This window comes from Scytonema millei VB511283 (genome assembly GCF_000817735.3).
Lineage (GTDB): Bacteria > Cyanobacteriota > Cyanobacteriia > Cyanobacteriales > Chroococcidiopsidaceae > Chroococcidiopsis > Chroococcidiopsis millei_B.
The window spans coordinates 1564675-1579466 of record NZ_JTJC03000001.1; the positions used below are offsets into that span (position 1 = coordinate 1564675).

Below are 14792 nucleotides of genomic sequence, written 5' to 3' on the forward strand. Positions count from 1 at the left end.
GTGTCTCGTTCTGGAATACTCGGACATAAGACAAGCATTTGCTACGAACTAGAAGAACAACAAAAATACTAACTAATTGCAAAAGCTGTATATTGTTTACCAGTTTTACAAAACTACTATTTAACTCATCAATGGCTACGAGAACTCAAGTGCAGTGGACAAAAAATTTTGTTGGTGTTTATTTTCGTCTCGATTCAGAAGAATTAGTTTGGGTAGGTCGTTATAATCAACCCCATATTCAAGTAACTGTAGATCGTGCGATCGCTTTAATTATGAGTGTCTGACTCACTCATAATTATACTAATTATTCCGAATAATGTTGTACTAGAAGAAAAATTTGGGCAATATATGTGCAGAGAATAATTTTTAGGCACTTATGGCAACTATCGAATCTCAAGATCTTAGTATTGGCAAGCTTTTCAATGATTTTTACGTAATTCCTAGCTACCAACGCGAGTATGTTTGGGAAGAGAAACACGTTACAGAATTTATTGAAGATATTTATAGAGAGTTTTCCGAGAGTAACTCTACAGGAGATTCTGAGTATTTTATTGGTAGCATCATTGTCTGTAACCGACACGACGGATTATATGAAGTTATTGACGGACAGCAACGTATCACAACATCTTATTTATTTCTCTGTGCTATCCGAGATTATTTACAAAAGGTTAAGCCAGAAGAGTCTATTGAATTATTAAAAAATCAAATTGCATCCACAGATATTGATGAAGAAGGCAATAATGTTTTTCGATATCGCGTTGCTCTTCAATACGATGATAGCTACGGTGTTTTAGAGACAATTGCTAAACAAGAAGCATTAAATATAGAGACTACGACAACTCACTCAACACAAAACATAAAAGATGCTTACTCTGTAATTAGTAAGTGGCTAGTAGAGCAATTGAACGATTCCTCAGTTCAGAGCATCAAAAGATTTTACGCTTATTTTAATAAAAATGTCATCTTAGTACGTGTCAAAACAGTAAGTGTAGCAGATGCTTTGAGAGTTTTTGCAACTATTAATGGTCGCGGAGTTAATTTAGGGGCTATAGATCTGCTGAAAAACTTAATATTTATGAAAACTAATAAGAAAGATTACGACCGTCTCAAGAGAAAGTGGCAAGAAATGGTCGATATTCTTTTTAAAGCTAAAGAAAATCATATGAGATTTCTTCGTTATTTTATCTTAGCGCGATATGATGATAGGGAATCTTTAAAAGAAAATGGGATTTATAACTAGTTTTTAAATACAAATAACAAAAGATTTTACGAAAATAGACCAATCGAGTTTGTTGAAGAAGTTCTTGAATCTGCAAAAAATTACGTTAGATTTCTAGAAGGTAAAAATGTAGAAGGAAAAAGAAATCGTTATCTAGAAAATATTCGTCAAATTAGTAGTTCTGTGAGAATGCCTTTAATGATACTTTTAGCAGGACAATATTTAGCCACAGACCAGTTTACAGAACTATGTCGTCAGGTTGAGAATATCTTTTTTGCTTACATGATTACTCGCGAACCTACTAGTAGTTTTGAACGGCGCTTTATTCAATGGTGTTCGGAATTACGTCAAGTGACAAGCCAAGAAAAATTAGAAAAATTTATTACCACCTATCTAAAAGTAGAAAAACATAAGATATCTGAGCGATTTGAAATAGCGTTTGCTAATTTAGAAGAGTCTTCTGTACCTAAATCGCAGTTGAAATATATTTTAGCTAAACTAACACAGTACATAGATGAATCTGCATGGGGAACAACCGATCCTATTAGCAACATAAAAAATTATATTGATAAAATAGATATCGAACATATTTTACCTCAAAAACCAACTCTGCAAATCATCTCTACTTTCGATGCGCCTATAGAGATCGATATACAGATTAAGCGATTAGGTAATTTAGTATTAGTTGAAAAAACAATTAATTCTTCATTGAGCAACAAGCCATTCGATGAAAAAAAGAAAGCCTACAAACAGTCAAAATTTTTGCTGACAAAATCATTAGTAGAGCAAGTTACTGTTGGAACTAATACAGCAGTCGATCGCGCGGTACAAGATTTAGAAACATTTGATGTATGGACATCTGAATCTATCAAGAAACGCCAAAAAATGCTAACGCTTTTAGCTAAAAAGGTATGGGACATACCAGTTTAACAGCGATCGGGCTACAAAATTTTCAAGGAAAGTTAAGAAAAGTAAAGCTAAATGGTTATCAAGCTGTAATTGCCATACCCGCAACCTGTAACTCTCGTCTTAACTACATTTGATATGACTGAGTAACAAAAATAGCGATCGCCTATTCACTAACCTGACAGTTACAATAGACAAGTTAACCGATCGCACTGAGTAACAAAAACAGCGATCGTCTTTCATCTACCTGCGGTAAAGTCGTAAAAGACTGTAGTACGAGCGATTCATGAAAGTTCCTTCTACTCCCACTGCTGCTGAATCTCAAGCACCCATACAACCTTGTACTGACTGTCGGCAGATAGACAAAAACAAGCTATCGCCAATGTATAAGCATTATGTAGAAGTAAAAGAGAAGCATCCCCATTCTTTATTACTGTATCGGTGTGGAGATTTTTTTGAAACATTCTTTCAGGATGCAGTCATAGTCTCGCGGGAGTTGGAACTCGTTCTCACCAGCAAACACGGTGGCGAAATCGGCAGAGTGGCAATGACAGGTGTACCGCATCACGCTTGGGAACGATACACAACACAGTTGATCGAAAAAGGCTATGCTGTCGTTATCTGCGATCAAGTTGAAGACGCAGCGGTTGCACAAGGGTTAGTCAAGCGTGAAGTGACGCGCATCCTGACTCCAGGGACTCTGTTGCAAGATGGGATGCTGAAAGCTAGCCGTAATAATTATCTCGCAGCAGTAGCGATCGCCAAAAATCATTGGGGTTTAGCTTATGCAGATATCTCGACAGGAGAATTTTTAGCAACGCAAGGTAGCAATTTAGAACAATTAACCCAAGAAATACTGCGACTGCAACCATCTGAAGTTCTCGTTCCTACCAAAGCGCCAGATGTAGGAACATTATTTCGTCCTGGGGAAACATCAGAACACATTCCCGAATGCTTACCACCATCATTTTGTTACTGTTTGCGATCGCAATCTAGTTTTAACACGAGCGAAGCTAGACAAAAGTTAATTCAAAAGTTTAAAGTGCGATCGCTTGAAGGTTTTGGCTGTGAAGATTTGCCCCTAGCCGTGAGTGCAGCGGGTGGATTATTAGAATATATCGAAGATACGCAAAAAGAAAGTGACGTTCCCCTACAACAACTACGCACTTATGCAATTACCGACTACTTAATTCTCGATCATCAAACTCGTCGCAACTTGGAAATTACCCAAACCGTGAGAGATGGAACTTTTATCGGTTCACTATTATGGGCTTTGGATAAAACAACTACGGCGATGGGTAGTCGTGCTTTAAAACGATGGTTTTTGCAACCACTATTAGATATTAAAGGCATTCGAGCGCGGCAAGATACAATTCAAGAACTAGTAGAAAATAGTTCCTTGCGGCACGACTTGCGGCAGCTTTTACGACAAATTTATGACTTAGAAAGACTTAGTGGTAGGGCTGGTTCGGGAACGGCAAATGCCAGAGACTTAGTAGCATTAGCAGAGTCAATGTTGCGTTTACCAGAATTAGCCAGGTTAGTCACAGAAACGCGATCGCCCTATCTTCGTACTTTACAAAAATTCCCTTCAGAATTGGAACAACTAGGGCATAAACTGCGCGCGCAGTTAGTTGAATCTCCCCCTATCCACCTCACAGAAGGAAATTTAATTCGTCCTGGGATCAGTTCCCAACTTGACGAAAGGCGACGATTATTAGAAGAAGATTTGCAGTGGGTGGCTAACTTTGAAATTGATGAAAAAGCTAGAACGGGAATTCCGACATTAAAAGTCGGTCACAACGACACCTTTGGATACTATATCAGCATTTCTCGTGCCAAAGCCGACCAAGTTCCCGCTAACTACATTCGCAAGCAAACTCTAAAAAACGAAGAACGCTACTACACGCCAGAATTAAAAGAAAGAGAAGCGCGTATACTTACGGCTGAAAAAGATTTGTACCAGCTAGAGTACGATATTTTTACCGAACTGCGGACAGAAGTAGGAGAACAAGCCGACGCAATTCGTAACGTCTCCCGTGCCATAGCAGCAGCCGATGTCTTGTGTGGCTTTGCCGAAGTTGCAGTCTATCAAGGTTATTGCCGTCCAGAAATCGTCTCAGGACGAGAGATTCATATTATAGACGGGCGACATCCAGTTGTCGAAAAATCTATACCCGCAGGATTTTTCGTACCTAATTCAACTGAAATAGGGAGCAGGGAGCAGGGAGCAGAGAGCAGAGATAAGAGAGCTGAGGGAGCTGAGGGAACTGAGGGAGAAAGAGCAACTGTCAACCGTCAACCGTCAACTGTCAACCAACAACTACCAACTACCAACTACCAACTACCAACTACCAACTACCAACTACCAGATTTAATCATCCTAACTGGTCCCAACGCTAGTGGTAAAAGCTGCTACCTGCGTCAAGTTGGTTTGATTCAATTAATGGCACAAGTAGGGAGTTTTGTGCCTGCTAAATCGGCAAAATTGGGCGTATGCGATCGCATTTTCACCCGCGTCGGTGCAGTAGACGACTTAGCAACTGGGCAATCTACTTTTATGGTAGAAATGAACGAGACAGCAAATATTCTCAACCACGCTTCACCAAGATCTTTAGTATTATTAGACGAAATTGGTAGAGGTACGGCAACATTTGACGGACTATCAATTGCTTGGGCAGTAGCAGAGTATTTAGCAACAGAAATTCGCGCTCGTACAATTTTTGCGACTCACTACCACGAATTGAACGAACTCGCTTCAATTTTATCCAACGTAGCTAACTACCAAGTCACAGTCAAAGAATTACCCGATCGCATCATATTCTTACACCAAGTTCAACCAGGCGGCGCAGACAAATCATACGGAATTGAAGCCGGAAGACTAGCAGGTTTACCCCCCGTCGTCATTCAACGAGCAAAACAAGTCATGACGCAAATCGAACAACACAGTAAAATTGCGATCGGTTTGCGCAAAAGTACACAGTCATAGGGGCGGGTTCACCAACAAACCTTGCTACGAACAGATATTCTACGTAAACCCGCCCGTACAGACGCGGTTTACAAGAGGATAGTGTGGTATGGGAGAAAAAGCAGGTAGGGGCGCACAGCCGTGCGCCCTCTTAAAATGAGAGAATATGCATTGTCTGTCGTTTTTTTCAGTTGAAACAACGCATTATTGGAATACAATTACCCAAACTGGCTCTATTACAAACTCTGGAGGGCAAGTTAACGTTCTCTATCAAGGCGAAGAAACTTTCCTAGCACTGGAAAAAGATAAAAGCATGTTAAAAATTTAATCTTGCTTCCTCTTACTCGTTCTCCTTGTCCCCCTTGTCCCCAGTCCCTAGCCCCTACTTCCCCACAATCAAAACTCGCCCCTCATGATCCACTACCCCCGCCGCCCCTACGCCATGCACAATGATGCCGTTACCAATTGTGGCGCTATAGTGTTCGTGATGATGCCCGTGAAAAATAGATTTTACGCCCATTGCCGTAGCTAGTTCGTCCAACGCTCTAAAACCAAAGCGATGAGAAGATGGGGCTTCGTGCGTCACTAAAATATCAGCCCGTTGAGCGCGTAAAGCTTGATATTGTTGCCAAAATATGCTTACGTGATGTTTGCGGGGAATTCGATCGCGCCAGCGTTCGCCGCGACTGCAAGTTGATAGTAGATCTTGTTGAGTCGGAAATTTAGGTGCGGCTGGAGGCATCCAAATTTTGCCTCGAAACACTCCTCCCAACCCAGCAACGCGCTTCCCGGCAATTTCTACAACTCGTCCATGAAGATTGCGATCGCCTAACCTGGAATTAAACAAGTTATCATACCATTCGTCGCGATCGGCATCGTGATTGCCAGGAATAAACCAGATCTCAGTTTTTGCCGCGATCGCCTCTAGTTCTTCGTAAAGCGATCTCTCCAAGTCAAAATCCCCCAGCAAAATTGCTGCTGCGGGAGAGTAGGTTTCAACTGCCTGAATAATCGGTCGAAAATCCCCGTGTGGATCGCCACTGAACAACAGCATGACTTGATGGGGGTTAGGGGGTTAAGAAATTGGCGGTTAGGGATGGTCGGGCGCAAGTCAGAGAACTTTACATTTCTCCATCCTTATAGCTGTTAAGGATTACACTTTATTGCAAAGTGCAAAAGATGGCAAACATATAATGATAATTTCTATTCTGGATATACAGCTTGCCAGCTGAAATAAGGAGAACACAGTAAGCTATGCAATCAGAGGGACTCACAAGCGATTGGGTGCGGGAAGATCTAAGCGAGTACGTTGCCCATCTCCAACTGCATATGGCGCTACAAGCTCGCAATCTCGTGCCTTCTTTAACCCAAACAGTGGTTGATAGTCGCGAACAATTACTCCAGCAAACTCAAGCGACTATTGAAAAATTAGCTTCTCGCCAAATTCTCTGACTCAACTCTCAGTAAGAGAATTTCTCGCGCAAGACATAGCTATACAATCTGCAATTCATTAACACATAAAGTTAACAATCGGTAATTGAGATGCTCAGTTGGGCGATCGCAGTTACCGATTGTTGTTTGGAACTGAAAATACTTCATAGCAATTCTCGATTGCGTGCGTGACACTTGTAGGGGCGCACGGCTGTGCGCCCCTACAGATCGCGTGTTTTACCCAATTGAAAACCGCTATCAAACCAAACGTTGGATAATAGCGGTGCTGAAACAGCTTAAATAATAGTGAAATTTTTTGAGATATTCGGTGAGTCCACGCTGAACTAAAGCGCAAATTTCCAGCTATGCTCGACGGCGATCGCCAGAAAACCGTTAAGATAATGGCAGCACTTCCATTTTCGTTACTCAAGGCTACCTAGTAGCACACCCAACCATGCCTTCAGTGCTTCCCCAAGACTCTAACGTTGTCATTCGTCCCTTCCAATACCGAGATTTGGAAGCAATAGAGCGGCTTTACCAAGAGTCGGTTGAAACGGATAATCCAGATGCTGTCGCCGAGCTGCAAAAGCAATTGCACTGGCTGCACAGTTGGTATTGGTTGCTGAAGTTCTTTCGCCTGTTTCCTAACCCCCTTCAATACCGATTCTGCCTTCATGTCGCGGAGCAACATCGCCAAGTTCAAGGCATGATTCAAGTCTGTCCCTTCAACCGCACTCGCAGTACGTGGAGAGTAGAGCGAGTCGCCGTCACTCCCCAAGTCCGCGCTCAAGGAATAGGCTCTCAGCTGCTACGCCACTGTTTCGAGTCAATTCGAGAAGCTAGAACATGGCTGTTAGAAGTCAACGTCAATGACAAGGAAGCATTAGCACTCTATCGCCAAAATGGGTTTCAAACTCTAGCACAGCTCACCTACTGGGAGATTGCTCCCGCTTTGTTGCAAGAGCTGGCGTTAGGCGAACCAGATTTACCTAACTTATTACCGATCGGTAATGCCGATGCCCAACTGCTCTATCAACTCGATACAGCCTCCATGCCTCCTTTGGTGCGGCAAGTCTTCGATCGCAACGCCGACGACTTCAAAACGAGTTTGTTCGGCGGGTTAATCGAAGGCATTAAACAATGGTTAAGCAAAACGGAAGTTGTCAGTGGCTACGTATTTGAACCGCAGCGCAAAGCCGCGATCGGCTATTTTCAAGTCCATTTGTGCCGTCGCGGTTGCCAGCCGCACGAAGCAACGCTGACCGTTCATCCCGCTTATACTTGGCTTTATCCCGAACTACTAACTCAACTTGCCCGCATCGCTCAAGATTTTCCTCCCCAAGCCTTGCGTCTGGCTTCAGCAGATTATCAACCAGAACGAGAAGAGTATTTACAGCAAATTGGTGCAGACCGCATCGAACACACGCTGATGATGTCTCGTTCCGTCTGGCACAAGCTACGAGAATCAAAACTTGTTTCTTTGGAAGGGATGCAGTGGCACGAAGTGCTGCAAGGACTGCAACCAGCTCGTAAACCCGTCCCTGGGGGGATGTCATGGGCAGGACAAGGCAAGCCAGCACCAGAAACCATCCAGCCTAGCAAGCCACCGTCAAAGACGGGACAGCAAAATTCACCTACAGAACAAATTAAATACGCCAGCCAACGGGCTGACGAGATCGTCCAACCAACTGAATCCACTTCACCCAAAACAGAACGAGAGCGTGACTGAACAGATGCGATCGCCGTCCACTGGTGTGGTTAAAACGCCTAAAGCGTTTGTTTCCGCTTTGGGGCTAGATATCGGTCGCAAGCGGATTGGAGTAGCTGGTTGCGACGGTACGGGTCTGATTGCGACAGGTCTGATGACGATCGAGCGTAAATCTTTTGCTGAGGACGTAGCCCAATTACAGTCCCTCGTCCAATTGCGCCGCGTGCAAACAATAGTAGCCGGACTACCGTACTCTATGGACGGTAGTTTGGGTTTTCAAGCGCGACAAGTCCAAAAAGTAGCGAAAAGAATTACCAAAGCGCTCGACCTACCCTTAGTATTTGTAGACGAGCGACTAACATCTTTTCAAGCGGAACAATTCATGCACGCCGAAAATATCTCCCCCTCGCGACACAAAGCTCTGATCGATCGCAAAGCAGCTGCCATAATTCTGCAACAATGGTTAGATACAAGAAGAAGGGAGCAGGGAGCAGGGAGCGCACGAGCAGTTATCAGTGACCAGTAACCAGTTATCAGTGAAGACAGTAGTTATGACTAACCACTCACTACACCCCACACTTCCCGCACCCCACACCCCACACCCTGACAACTGTTAACTGTCAACTGTCAACTACCAACTACCAACTACCCATTACCAACAACCAACAACTAACAACTGATGACTCTTCCCATGTCCTCAGCTTTAAGCTAATCTAAAGTTTTCCGTCAGCTATTATGGCTATGTTTTCATCGGCATTTGAAGAAAATAACGAATATTCCAATTCGAGTTCCGTCACGCTCAAAGACGAAGCAGGGCGAAGCTTAGAATGTTACGTAGAGCGATCGCTGTTGGTCGAAGACAAAGAATATCTCTTACTCCTACCCGCAGATGCAGCAGTAGAAATTTTTGCTTGGCAAAGTCATGATAGCGACGAGGAAGAAGCAGTTCCCGTAGAAGATGACGAAACCATCAATAGTATTTTTCCTACTGCTGAAGCCGTTCTCGCCGAGCAAAATCTAGTCCTCAAGCGGACAGCCTATGCTTTAACCGTAGCAGGAGAGCTACCTCCAGTGGAAGAATCAGAATTGTTTACGCTGGAGATTGAAGATGATACCAGCGATATAGAACCAGAGCAACTGCAACTGCTAGCTAGTTTCTACCACGAAGACCAAGAGTACTCAGTTTATACGCCCCTCGACCCCTTGTTATTCTTTGCGCGATTGAATAGCTCCGGTAATCCAGAGCTACTGTCTCCAGAAGAGTTTCAAAAGTTACAACCGCTACTAGCAGAGCAGCTGATTGACGAAATGGAAGAATAGCGTAAACTACTGCCTTTAGATAGTAGTTGTCGATACCTATGGGCATATAGTAGTGCAAAAACTATTTAAGTGGCGCATAATTTGGGCTTTAATCCCCTTAACTATAGGGATAGGCGCTTGGTCGAGCTGGAATTGGTGGCAGCGCTCCAGCGCCCCGTCTCAACCTTTAGAAACAGCAAATGCTACGCAAGTGCAGTTTCGCGTTCCTCCAGGCACGGCTAGCCAGCAAATCGGTAAGCAGCTAGAGGCAGAAGGACTCATTCGCTCTAGTCAAGCATGGAATTTATGGGCGAAGTGGCTGCACTGGCGAAATCCCAATGGAGGATTTCAAGCAGGGACATATCAAATCTCTCCCAGTCAGTCTTTAGAAGAAGTGGCAAATAAGATCTGGCACGGTCAGGTAGTGCAGCAGAGCTTCACGATTCCTGAAGGCTGGTCTTTGCGGCAAATGGCGGCTTACTTTGAACAACAGGGATATTTCCCTGCCAGCGAGTTTCTCAATGCTGCCAGTCAAATTAAGCGCGATCGCTTTTCCTGGCTACCTGCTGATATTCCCCATCTCGAAGGTTATTTATACCCCGACACATACAAGATTGGTATTGGTTCCATTACGCCAACTCAGGTGGTGAACCAAATGCTGCAACGCTTCGAGCAAGTCGCCCTACCTTTATACGAACAAGGTAAAGATCGGACTGATTTCGACCTGAAGCAGTGGGTGACATTAGCTAGCATTGTCGAAAAAGAAGCCGTCATCCCCGAAGAGCGATCGCAAATTGCAGGCGTATTTGTCAAGCGATTGCAAAAAGGTTATACACTAGGCTCCGATCCTACGGTAGAGTATGCCCTCAACCTGCGCCAAACAGCAGACCAGCCCCTTACTTACGCCCAAGTTAATACCCCTTCGCCCTACAATACCTATCGCAATCCAGGACTACCACCTACACCCATCGCTAGCCCTGGCATAGCCAGTCTTAAAGCTGCACTCGATCCCGAATCAACTCCCTATCTCTACTTTGTTGCCCGTTACGACGGTTCGCATGTTTTCAGCCGCACCCTAGCAGAACACAACGCCGCTCAAGCCGCCATCCGCAAGCAACGGCAAAAAGGCTAGACAGTTATCAGTTAACAGTTATCAGTTAACAGTTGTCAGCGAGCGGCGAAGAAAGGGTGTGGGGTATAGTGAGTGGCTAGTGGCTGGTGGCTGGCGGTCACTGCTCCCTTGTCTCCCCCCTCTCCCTTGTCCCCCTTGTCCCCTCACTCCTCACCCCCTATATAAAGGTCACATCCCCGTGTAAAATTCTGTAATGGGAGCGAGGTTGAATCATCATTCAATGAGCTAAACCCCAAGAGTGAAAAAGTGTTTGAAATGAGTGGGGATCTCACCTGACGAAAAACGCATTATAAGCAATTGTTCGCATTTGTTGCCCGCACAAACAAATGTACTCTTGGTAATGAAAGCTAATATTCGCCCGATTGTCACTTGTCTTCACTAGCATTTTTATTGGTTAGATACAGACTTAAAAATTGAGGTTGATCGATGAAGTATCGCGCGCTAATTGTTGCCTTCCTAGCTTTGTGTCTAGGATTTCTTACTGCCTGTAGCGAACCCTCAGAAGTAGCAAGCAGAGAACTACTCACATACGAGCAAATTAGAGGCACTGGTCTAGCTAATAAGTGTCCTCAACTGTCGGAAACATCTCGCGGATCGATCGCGATCGATCCGAATCAATCGTACAGAATGGTAGAACTGTGCTTAGAGCCAACATCATTCTTTATCAAAGAAGAACCAGTTAATAAGCGTCAAGAAGCAGAATATATTGCTGGAAAACTGTTGACTCGCTACACTTCGACCATCGACCAGGTACAGGGCGATCTTAAAGTCAATCCTGACAAAAGCTTGACTTTCGTTGAAAAAGATGGTCTTGATTTCCAAGCGATTACCGTACAATTACCAGGTGGTGAAAGAGTACCTTTCTTGTTCACGATTAAAAACTTGGTTGCACAAACTCAGCCTGGTTTGACCAGCATTAACACTTCTACTGACTTTGAAGGTAAATTTAACGTCCCCTCTTACCGTACTGCTAACTTCCTCGACCCTAAAGGACGGGGTGTCACCACAGGATATGACAACGCGGTAGCTCTACCTGCATCGGCAGATAAGCAAGGGTATGCCAATGTCAAGAGTGCGGGGATTGAAAACGGATCGATTTCTCTTCAAGTTGCCAAAGTTGACAACGCCACAGGAGAGGTAGCTGGTACTTTCGAGAGCATCCAACCCTCCGATACGGATATGGGTGCGAAGGAAGCCTTAGATGTAAAGGTTCGCGGTCTATTCTACGCTCGGATCGAACCACAAGCGTAAATTGTTAGACAATTGAATCGGATGCAAGATCTGTAGGGGCGTACAGCTATTGTGCGCCCCTACAAGCATATTGTGCCGAGCGAGAAGCGCCATGACAAGCAACAAGCAGATACGTTACAGTTACTGAACTTATCGGTAACTTATAAGTGTCGATAAAAACTGCATGTTAAAAACTGGTTAAAAAGCGTATAGGGGCATTCAGCCCCTTTTTTTGCATATATTGCTAGCTACTTTATGTAGTTTTTTTTAGGAGGTTATCAGTAGAGCAAAAGTTACGTTAAACAAAGATCAGTGGAATTTCGGTAGCTGCGATTATGCAAAAGTTAATACCCTGGATTGTTGTCAACCCCTTATTCGTAATCTATCTAGCGACCTAAAATCAAGCTTTTTTTCGACCGCACAAACAATTTTTCCCTTAATCTCCATTTATGAGTCATTCCAGTTTTTTCTAGCCTTTTCTACAACTTTGCTCCCTTGAGTATTTGTGGCAAAATGCGATGCCGAGCCATAAAACTTACAGCAGTAGCTTCCGTAATATCGCTTAACAATAAATAAATTATGGTTCTTACTTATACTTTAACGAGTCCCGAACTCAAACGCGAGAGCGCTCAACTGCTACGAGAGTATCAACAATCTCGCTCCGCAGCGATCCGCAATCAACTGGTGACACTGAATCTAGGATTGGTGAGAAAAGAAGCCCACTTTTGGAGCAATCAATGCACGGAAAGTTATGAAGACTTACTGCAAGTCGGTTGTATGGGATTAATTAGGGCAATTGAAAGATTTGACTTATCTAAAGGTCACGCCTTCAGTTCATTTGCCATCCCCTACATTCGAGGTGAAATTCAACATTATCTGCGCGATAAAGGGGTATTAGTGCGGATGCCAAGACGCTGGCTGGCGCTTCAGCAACAGGCAATGACATTTTCTCAAGAGTGGCGCACGCAACACAATCGCCAACCCACGGATGCTGAAATCGCCGCCGAGCTGGAAATTTCGATTACGGAATGGCAAGAGATTAAACTAGCATGGACAAATCGTTCCCCTTTAAGCTTGGATACTCCGGTGCAGGATGAAGAAGGAGCAATGTCTCTTGGTGAAATGGTTCCCGATCAACAATATCGTAGCTTTCAACTAGCTCAGGAAGACCAACTGCGACTACAACAAGCTTTAGTAGAGTTAGAGCAGCGCACTCACGAAGTCTTAAAATTTGTTTTTTTCTATGACTTAACTCAAAAAGAAGTGGCAGAACGGTTAGGTATCAGTGTTGTCACCGTTTCCCGTTGTGTTAAAAAAGGACTTGCTACCTTGAAAAGATCGATGGCAGGCAACGATGAATAATTAGTCTTGATAATCAGCTGGTAGGTACTGACAGTAAATTGTCTCGCGATCGCCGAGAATAATTCTGAAAAATTTTTAGTTAAATTAAAAACCTGGCTCGAATTTGCTGCCATTGAAACTGAGGCAAATCAGCAATGAAGACGTGTTTGGTGTCATTCAACGCACTATCTAAATCATAAATAAAGGGTAAGGAAGGGGTATGCATCGACTTTCAACGACCGCTGTAGCAGGAATGCTAGCTTTGACAATAGCCGGGTGTGGTTCGGGAGGTGAGGAAACCAGTAGTACCAACGTCCAACCAACAGCTGCTACTCAAGCCTCTGATTCTAGCTCAGAGCCGTCTCAGACACAGAGCCAGCCTATTATCGTGGCACAAAAACTAGATAACGCCCAAAAACTAGAGAAAAAACCAGACCAATCGCCGCAGCCAGACCCAAAAGCTAGCCAAAAAACGCCGCCAATAGCTACACCAACAGCTGGATTGATTCAGCCAACCAATTCAGACCGGCGCACTCAACAAGTCCAAAAAGGTCGTCCAGATCCGTTTGCCGAACTGTACGATTCGCAGCCAAAAGTAGCAGCAGCACCAAAACCCCCGAAACCGCCATCTATTCCTGCTACACCAGTTCTAAAGCCAGCTCCATTACCTCCCCCGATGCCAGTCGCACCGCCACAACCAGATTTAGCTAGGGGTACGACCGTTTTAGGTGTCATTGAAGTCGGCAATCAGTTTCAAGCAATCGTTCAAGTGCCAAATGAGGCAACCAGCCGTTATGTCAGCGAAGGGCAACGGCTAGCTGACGGACAAGTGACCGTGAAAAGAATTGAAATGTACCCAGGCTCCGAGCCAGTGGTAGTTTTAGAACAATTCGGTCAAGAGGTGTCAAGAGTAGTCGGACAAGAACCAGCTCAAGCAAATACTGGTACAACTCCAGGCTCACCCGGGAAAACCTCGTCTTCTATTTCCGTACCATCACTACCATCTAGCGGTGCTATTCCTAGTGCAGGCGGACAGAATGCATTACCTCCATCTCCGCCAGTGATGGATAACTCTACACCAAATCAGCCGTTACCAGAAACTCCATCTCCAGAAGAACTGAAAAATCGGTTGAGAACCTCTCCGTTACCAACTGACGACCCAAACGCGCAATCGTCGAGTGAGTCAGTGCCAGCAGTGCAGACAAAAACCTTTTTGCCAACCGTTCAACCTTCGACAGCATTTCCAGAGGAAGCACAGCCTACAGAGTCAAAGATCGGGGTAAATAGCGAAAAAGTATCCCCACAGCCGGATAATACCCCAAATATCCCAGAAGCAAAACCGGCTAATGACTCGCTGCCAGGAGTGGAAGGTGACAATATTAGTCAATTGCAATCTTCTACCAAACTGCCATCAGCCCAACAATCCAAGCAGCGCTTGGTAGCTATATTGACGCGATCGCAAGCTAATAGCACCACAACAGCGGTACAATCAAACAGCAAGGCGAGAATGTATCGCCAAGAATTGATTAACCGATTGCTGAAAAGCAAATAGCGGCGT

Annotated in this window: 14 protein-coding genes; 12 read left to right on the top strand and 2 right to left on the bottom strand. The window is 44.3% G+C overall.

The annotated features are described in order from the left end of the window. Positions 1-131: 131 nt before the first annotated feature. The 4 genes from QH73_RS06945 to mutS all read left to right on the top strand — a co-directional run bounded on the left by QH73_RS06945 (position 132) and on the right by mutS (position 5114). Positions 132-284, top strand: coding sequence for a hypothetical protein (locus tag QH73_RS06945; protein WP_165587629.1), 153 nt, complete (start codon positions 132-134; stop codon positions 282-284). Between the two features lie 92 nt (positions 285-376). Then, entirely contained in the window at positions 377-1240 is an 864-nt protein-coding gene (locus QH73_RS28080; RefSeq protein ID WP_052290067.1) for a DUF262 domain-containing protein, read from the top strand. Between the two features lie 168 nt (positions 1241-1408). After that, positions 1409-2149 carry an HNH endonuclease family protein gene (locus QH73_RS28085; protein WP_052290068.1) on the top strand — a complete coding sequence of 247 codons (741 nt, stop codon included), beginning with the start codon at positions 1409-1411 and terminating at the stop codon, positions 2147-2149. A gap of 262 nt (positions 2150-2411) precedes the next feature. After that, positions 2412-5114: a DNA mismatch repair protein MutS gene (gene mutS, locus QH73_RS06955; RefSeq protein ID WP_039715742.1), complete on the top strand. Its 2703-nt coding sequence runs from the start codon at positions 2412-2414 to the stop codon at positions 5112-5114. A 361-nt stretch (positions 5115-5475) separates the two neighbouring features. Here the strand turns inward: mutS and QH73_RS06960 are convergent, their stop codons facing one another. Next, entirely contained in the window at positions 5476-6147 is a 672-nt protein-coding gene (locus tag QH73_RS06960; RefSeq protein WP_039715743.1) for a metallophosphoesterase family protein, read from the bottom strand. 200 nt (positions 6148-6347) lie between these two features. Between QH73_RS06960 and QH73_RS06965 the strand changes: the two genes are divergently transcribed. The 7 genes from QH73_RS06965 (at position 6348) to QH73_RS06995 (ending at position 13255) form a co-directional block, all read left to right on the top strand. Continuing rightward, on the top strand, positions 6348-6545 hold the full coding sequence (locus QH73_RS06965) for a hypothetical protein (RefSeq protein ID WP_015153471.1): 198 nt from the start codon (positions 6348-6350) through the stop codon (positions 6543-6545). Positions 6546-6978: 433 nt separating this feature from the next. Beyond that, positions 6979-8253, top strand: a complete 1275-nt coding sequence (locus tag QH73_RS06970; protein ID WP_015153472.1) for a GNAT family N-acetyltransferase — start codon at positions 6979-6981, stop codon at positions 8251-8253. Between the two features lie 4 nt (positions 8254-8257). Beyond that, complete coding sequence (ruvX, locus tag QH73_RS06975) at positions 8258-8758, top strand: Holliday junction resolvase RuvX (protein ID WP_039717496.1); 501 nt, start codon at positions 8258-8260, stop codon at positions 8756-8758. A 215-nt stretch (positions 8759-8973) separates the two neighbouring features. Continuing rightward, positions 8974-9552, top strand: a complete 579-nt coding sequence (locus QH73_RS06980; RefSeq protein WP_039715744.1) for a DUF3727 domain-containing protein — start codon at positions 8974-8976, stop codon at positions 9550-9552. Positions 9553-9604: 52 nt separating this feature from the next. Continuing rightward, entirely contained in the window at positions 9605-10663 is a 1059-nt protein-coding gene (gene mltG, locus QH73_RS06985) for an endolytic transglycosylase MltG (RefSeq protein WP_039715745.1), read from the top strand. A gap of 426 nt (positions 10664-11089) precedes the next feature. Continuing rightward, complete coding sequence (locus tag QH73_RS06990; RefSeq protein ID WP_039715746.1) at positions 11090-11914, top strand: photosystem II manganese-stabilizing polypeptide; 825 nt, start codon at positions 11090-11092, stop codon at positions 11912-11914. 558 nt (positions 11915-12472) lie between these two features. Beyond that, positions 12473-13255, top strand: coding sequence for an RNA polymerase sigma factor SigF (locus tag QH73_RS06995; RefSeq protein WP_015153477.1), 783 nt, complete (start codon positions 12473-12475; stop codon positions 13253-13255). A gap of 79 nt (positions 13256-13334) precedes the next feature. On the opposite strand, the gene QH73_RS28675 is transcribed toward QH73_RS06995, so the two are convergent. Beyond that, complete coding sequence (locus tag QH73_RS28675) at positions 13335-13460, bottom strand: hypothetical protein (protein ID WP_286194051.1); 126 nt, start codon at positions 13458-13460, stop codon at positions 13335-13337. On the opposite strand from QH73_RS28675, the gene QH73_RS27730 reads away from it, so the two are divergent. Continuing rightward, positions 13455-14786 carry a hypothetical protein gene (locus QH73_RS27730; protein WP_039715747.1) on the top strand — a complete coding sequence of 444 codons (1332 nt, stop codon included), beginning with the start codon at positions 13455-13457 and terminating at the stop codon, positions 14784-14786. The two genes, QH73_RS28675 and QH73_RS27730, sit on opposite strands and share 6 nt — an antisense overlap. The last annotated feature ends 6 nt before the right edge of the window (positions 14787-14792 follow it).

Bases quoted from the DNA above. Each gene is read 5' to 3' on its own strand.
- QH73_RS06980 (WP_039715744.1), top strand. From the start codon at position 8,974: ATGTTTTCATCGGCATTTGAAGAAAATAACGAATATTCCAATTCGAGT.
- ruvX (WP_039717496.1), top strand. From the start codon at position 8,258: ATGCGATCGCCGTCCACTGGTGTGGTTAAAACGCCTAAAGCGTTTGTT.
- QH73_RS06970 (WP_015153472.1), top strand. From the start codon at position 6,979: ATGCCTTCAGTGCTTCCCCAAGACTCTAACGTTGTCATTCGTCCCTTC.
- QH73_RS06965 (WP_015153471.1), top strand. From the start codon at position 6,348: ATGCAATCAGAGGGACTCACAAGCGATTGGGTGCGGGAAGATCTAAGC.
- QH73_RS28085 (WP_052290068.1), top strand. From the start codon at position 1,409: ATGCCTTTAATGATACTTTTAGCAGGACAATATTTAGCCACAGACCAG.
- mutS (WP_039715742.1), top strand. From the start codon at position 2,412: ATGAAAGTTCCTTCTACTCCCACTGCTGCTGAATCTCAAGCACCCATA.
- QH73_RS06945 (WP_165587629.1), top strand. From the start codon at position 132: ATGGCTACGAGAACTCAAGTGCAGTGGACAAAAAATTTTGTTGGTGTT.
- QH73_RS27730 (WP_039715747.1), top strand. From the start codon at position 13,455: ATGCATCGACTTTCAACGACCGCTGTAGCAGGAATGCTAGCTTTGACA.
- QH73_RS28080 (WP_052290067.1), top strand. From the start codon at position 377: ATGGCAACTATCGAATCTCAAGATCTTAGTATTGGCAAGCTTTTCAAT.
- QH73_RS06990 (WP_039715746.1), top strand. From the start codon at position 11,090: ATGAAGTATCGCGCGCTAATTGTTGCCTTCCTAGCTTTGTGTCTAGGA.
- QH73_RS28675 (WP_286194051.1), bottom strand. From the start codon at position 13,460: ATGCATACCCCTTCCTTACCCTTTATTTATGATTTAGATAGTGCGTTG.
- QH73_RS06995 (WP_015153477.1), top strand. From the start codon at position 12,473: ATGGTTCTTACTTATACTTTAACGAGTCCCGAACTCAAACGCGAGAGC.
- QH73_RS06960 (WP_039715743.1), bottom strand. From the start codon at position 6,147: ATGCTGTTGTTCAGTGGCGATCCACACGGGGATTTTCGACCGATTATT.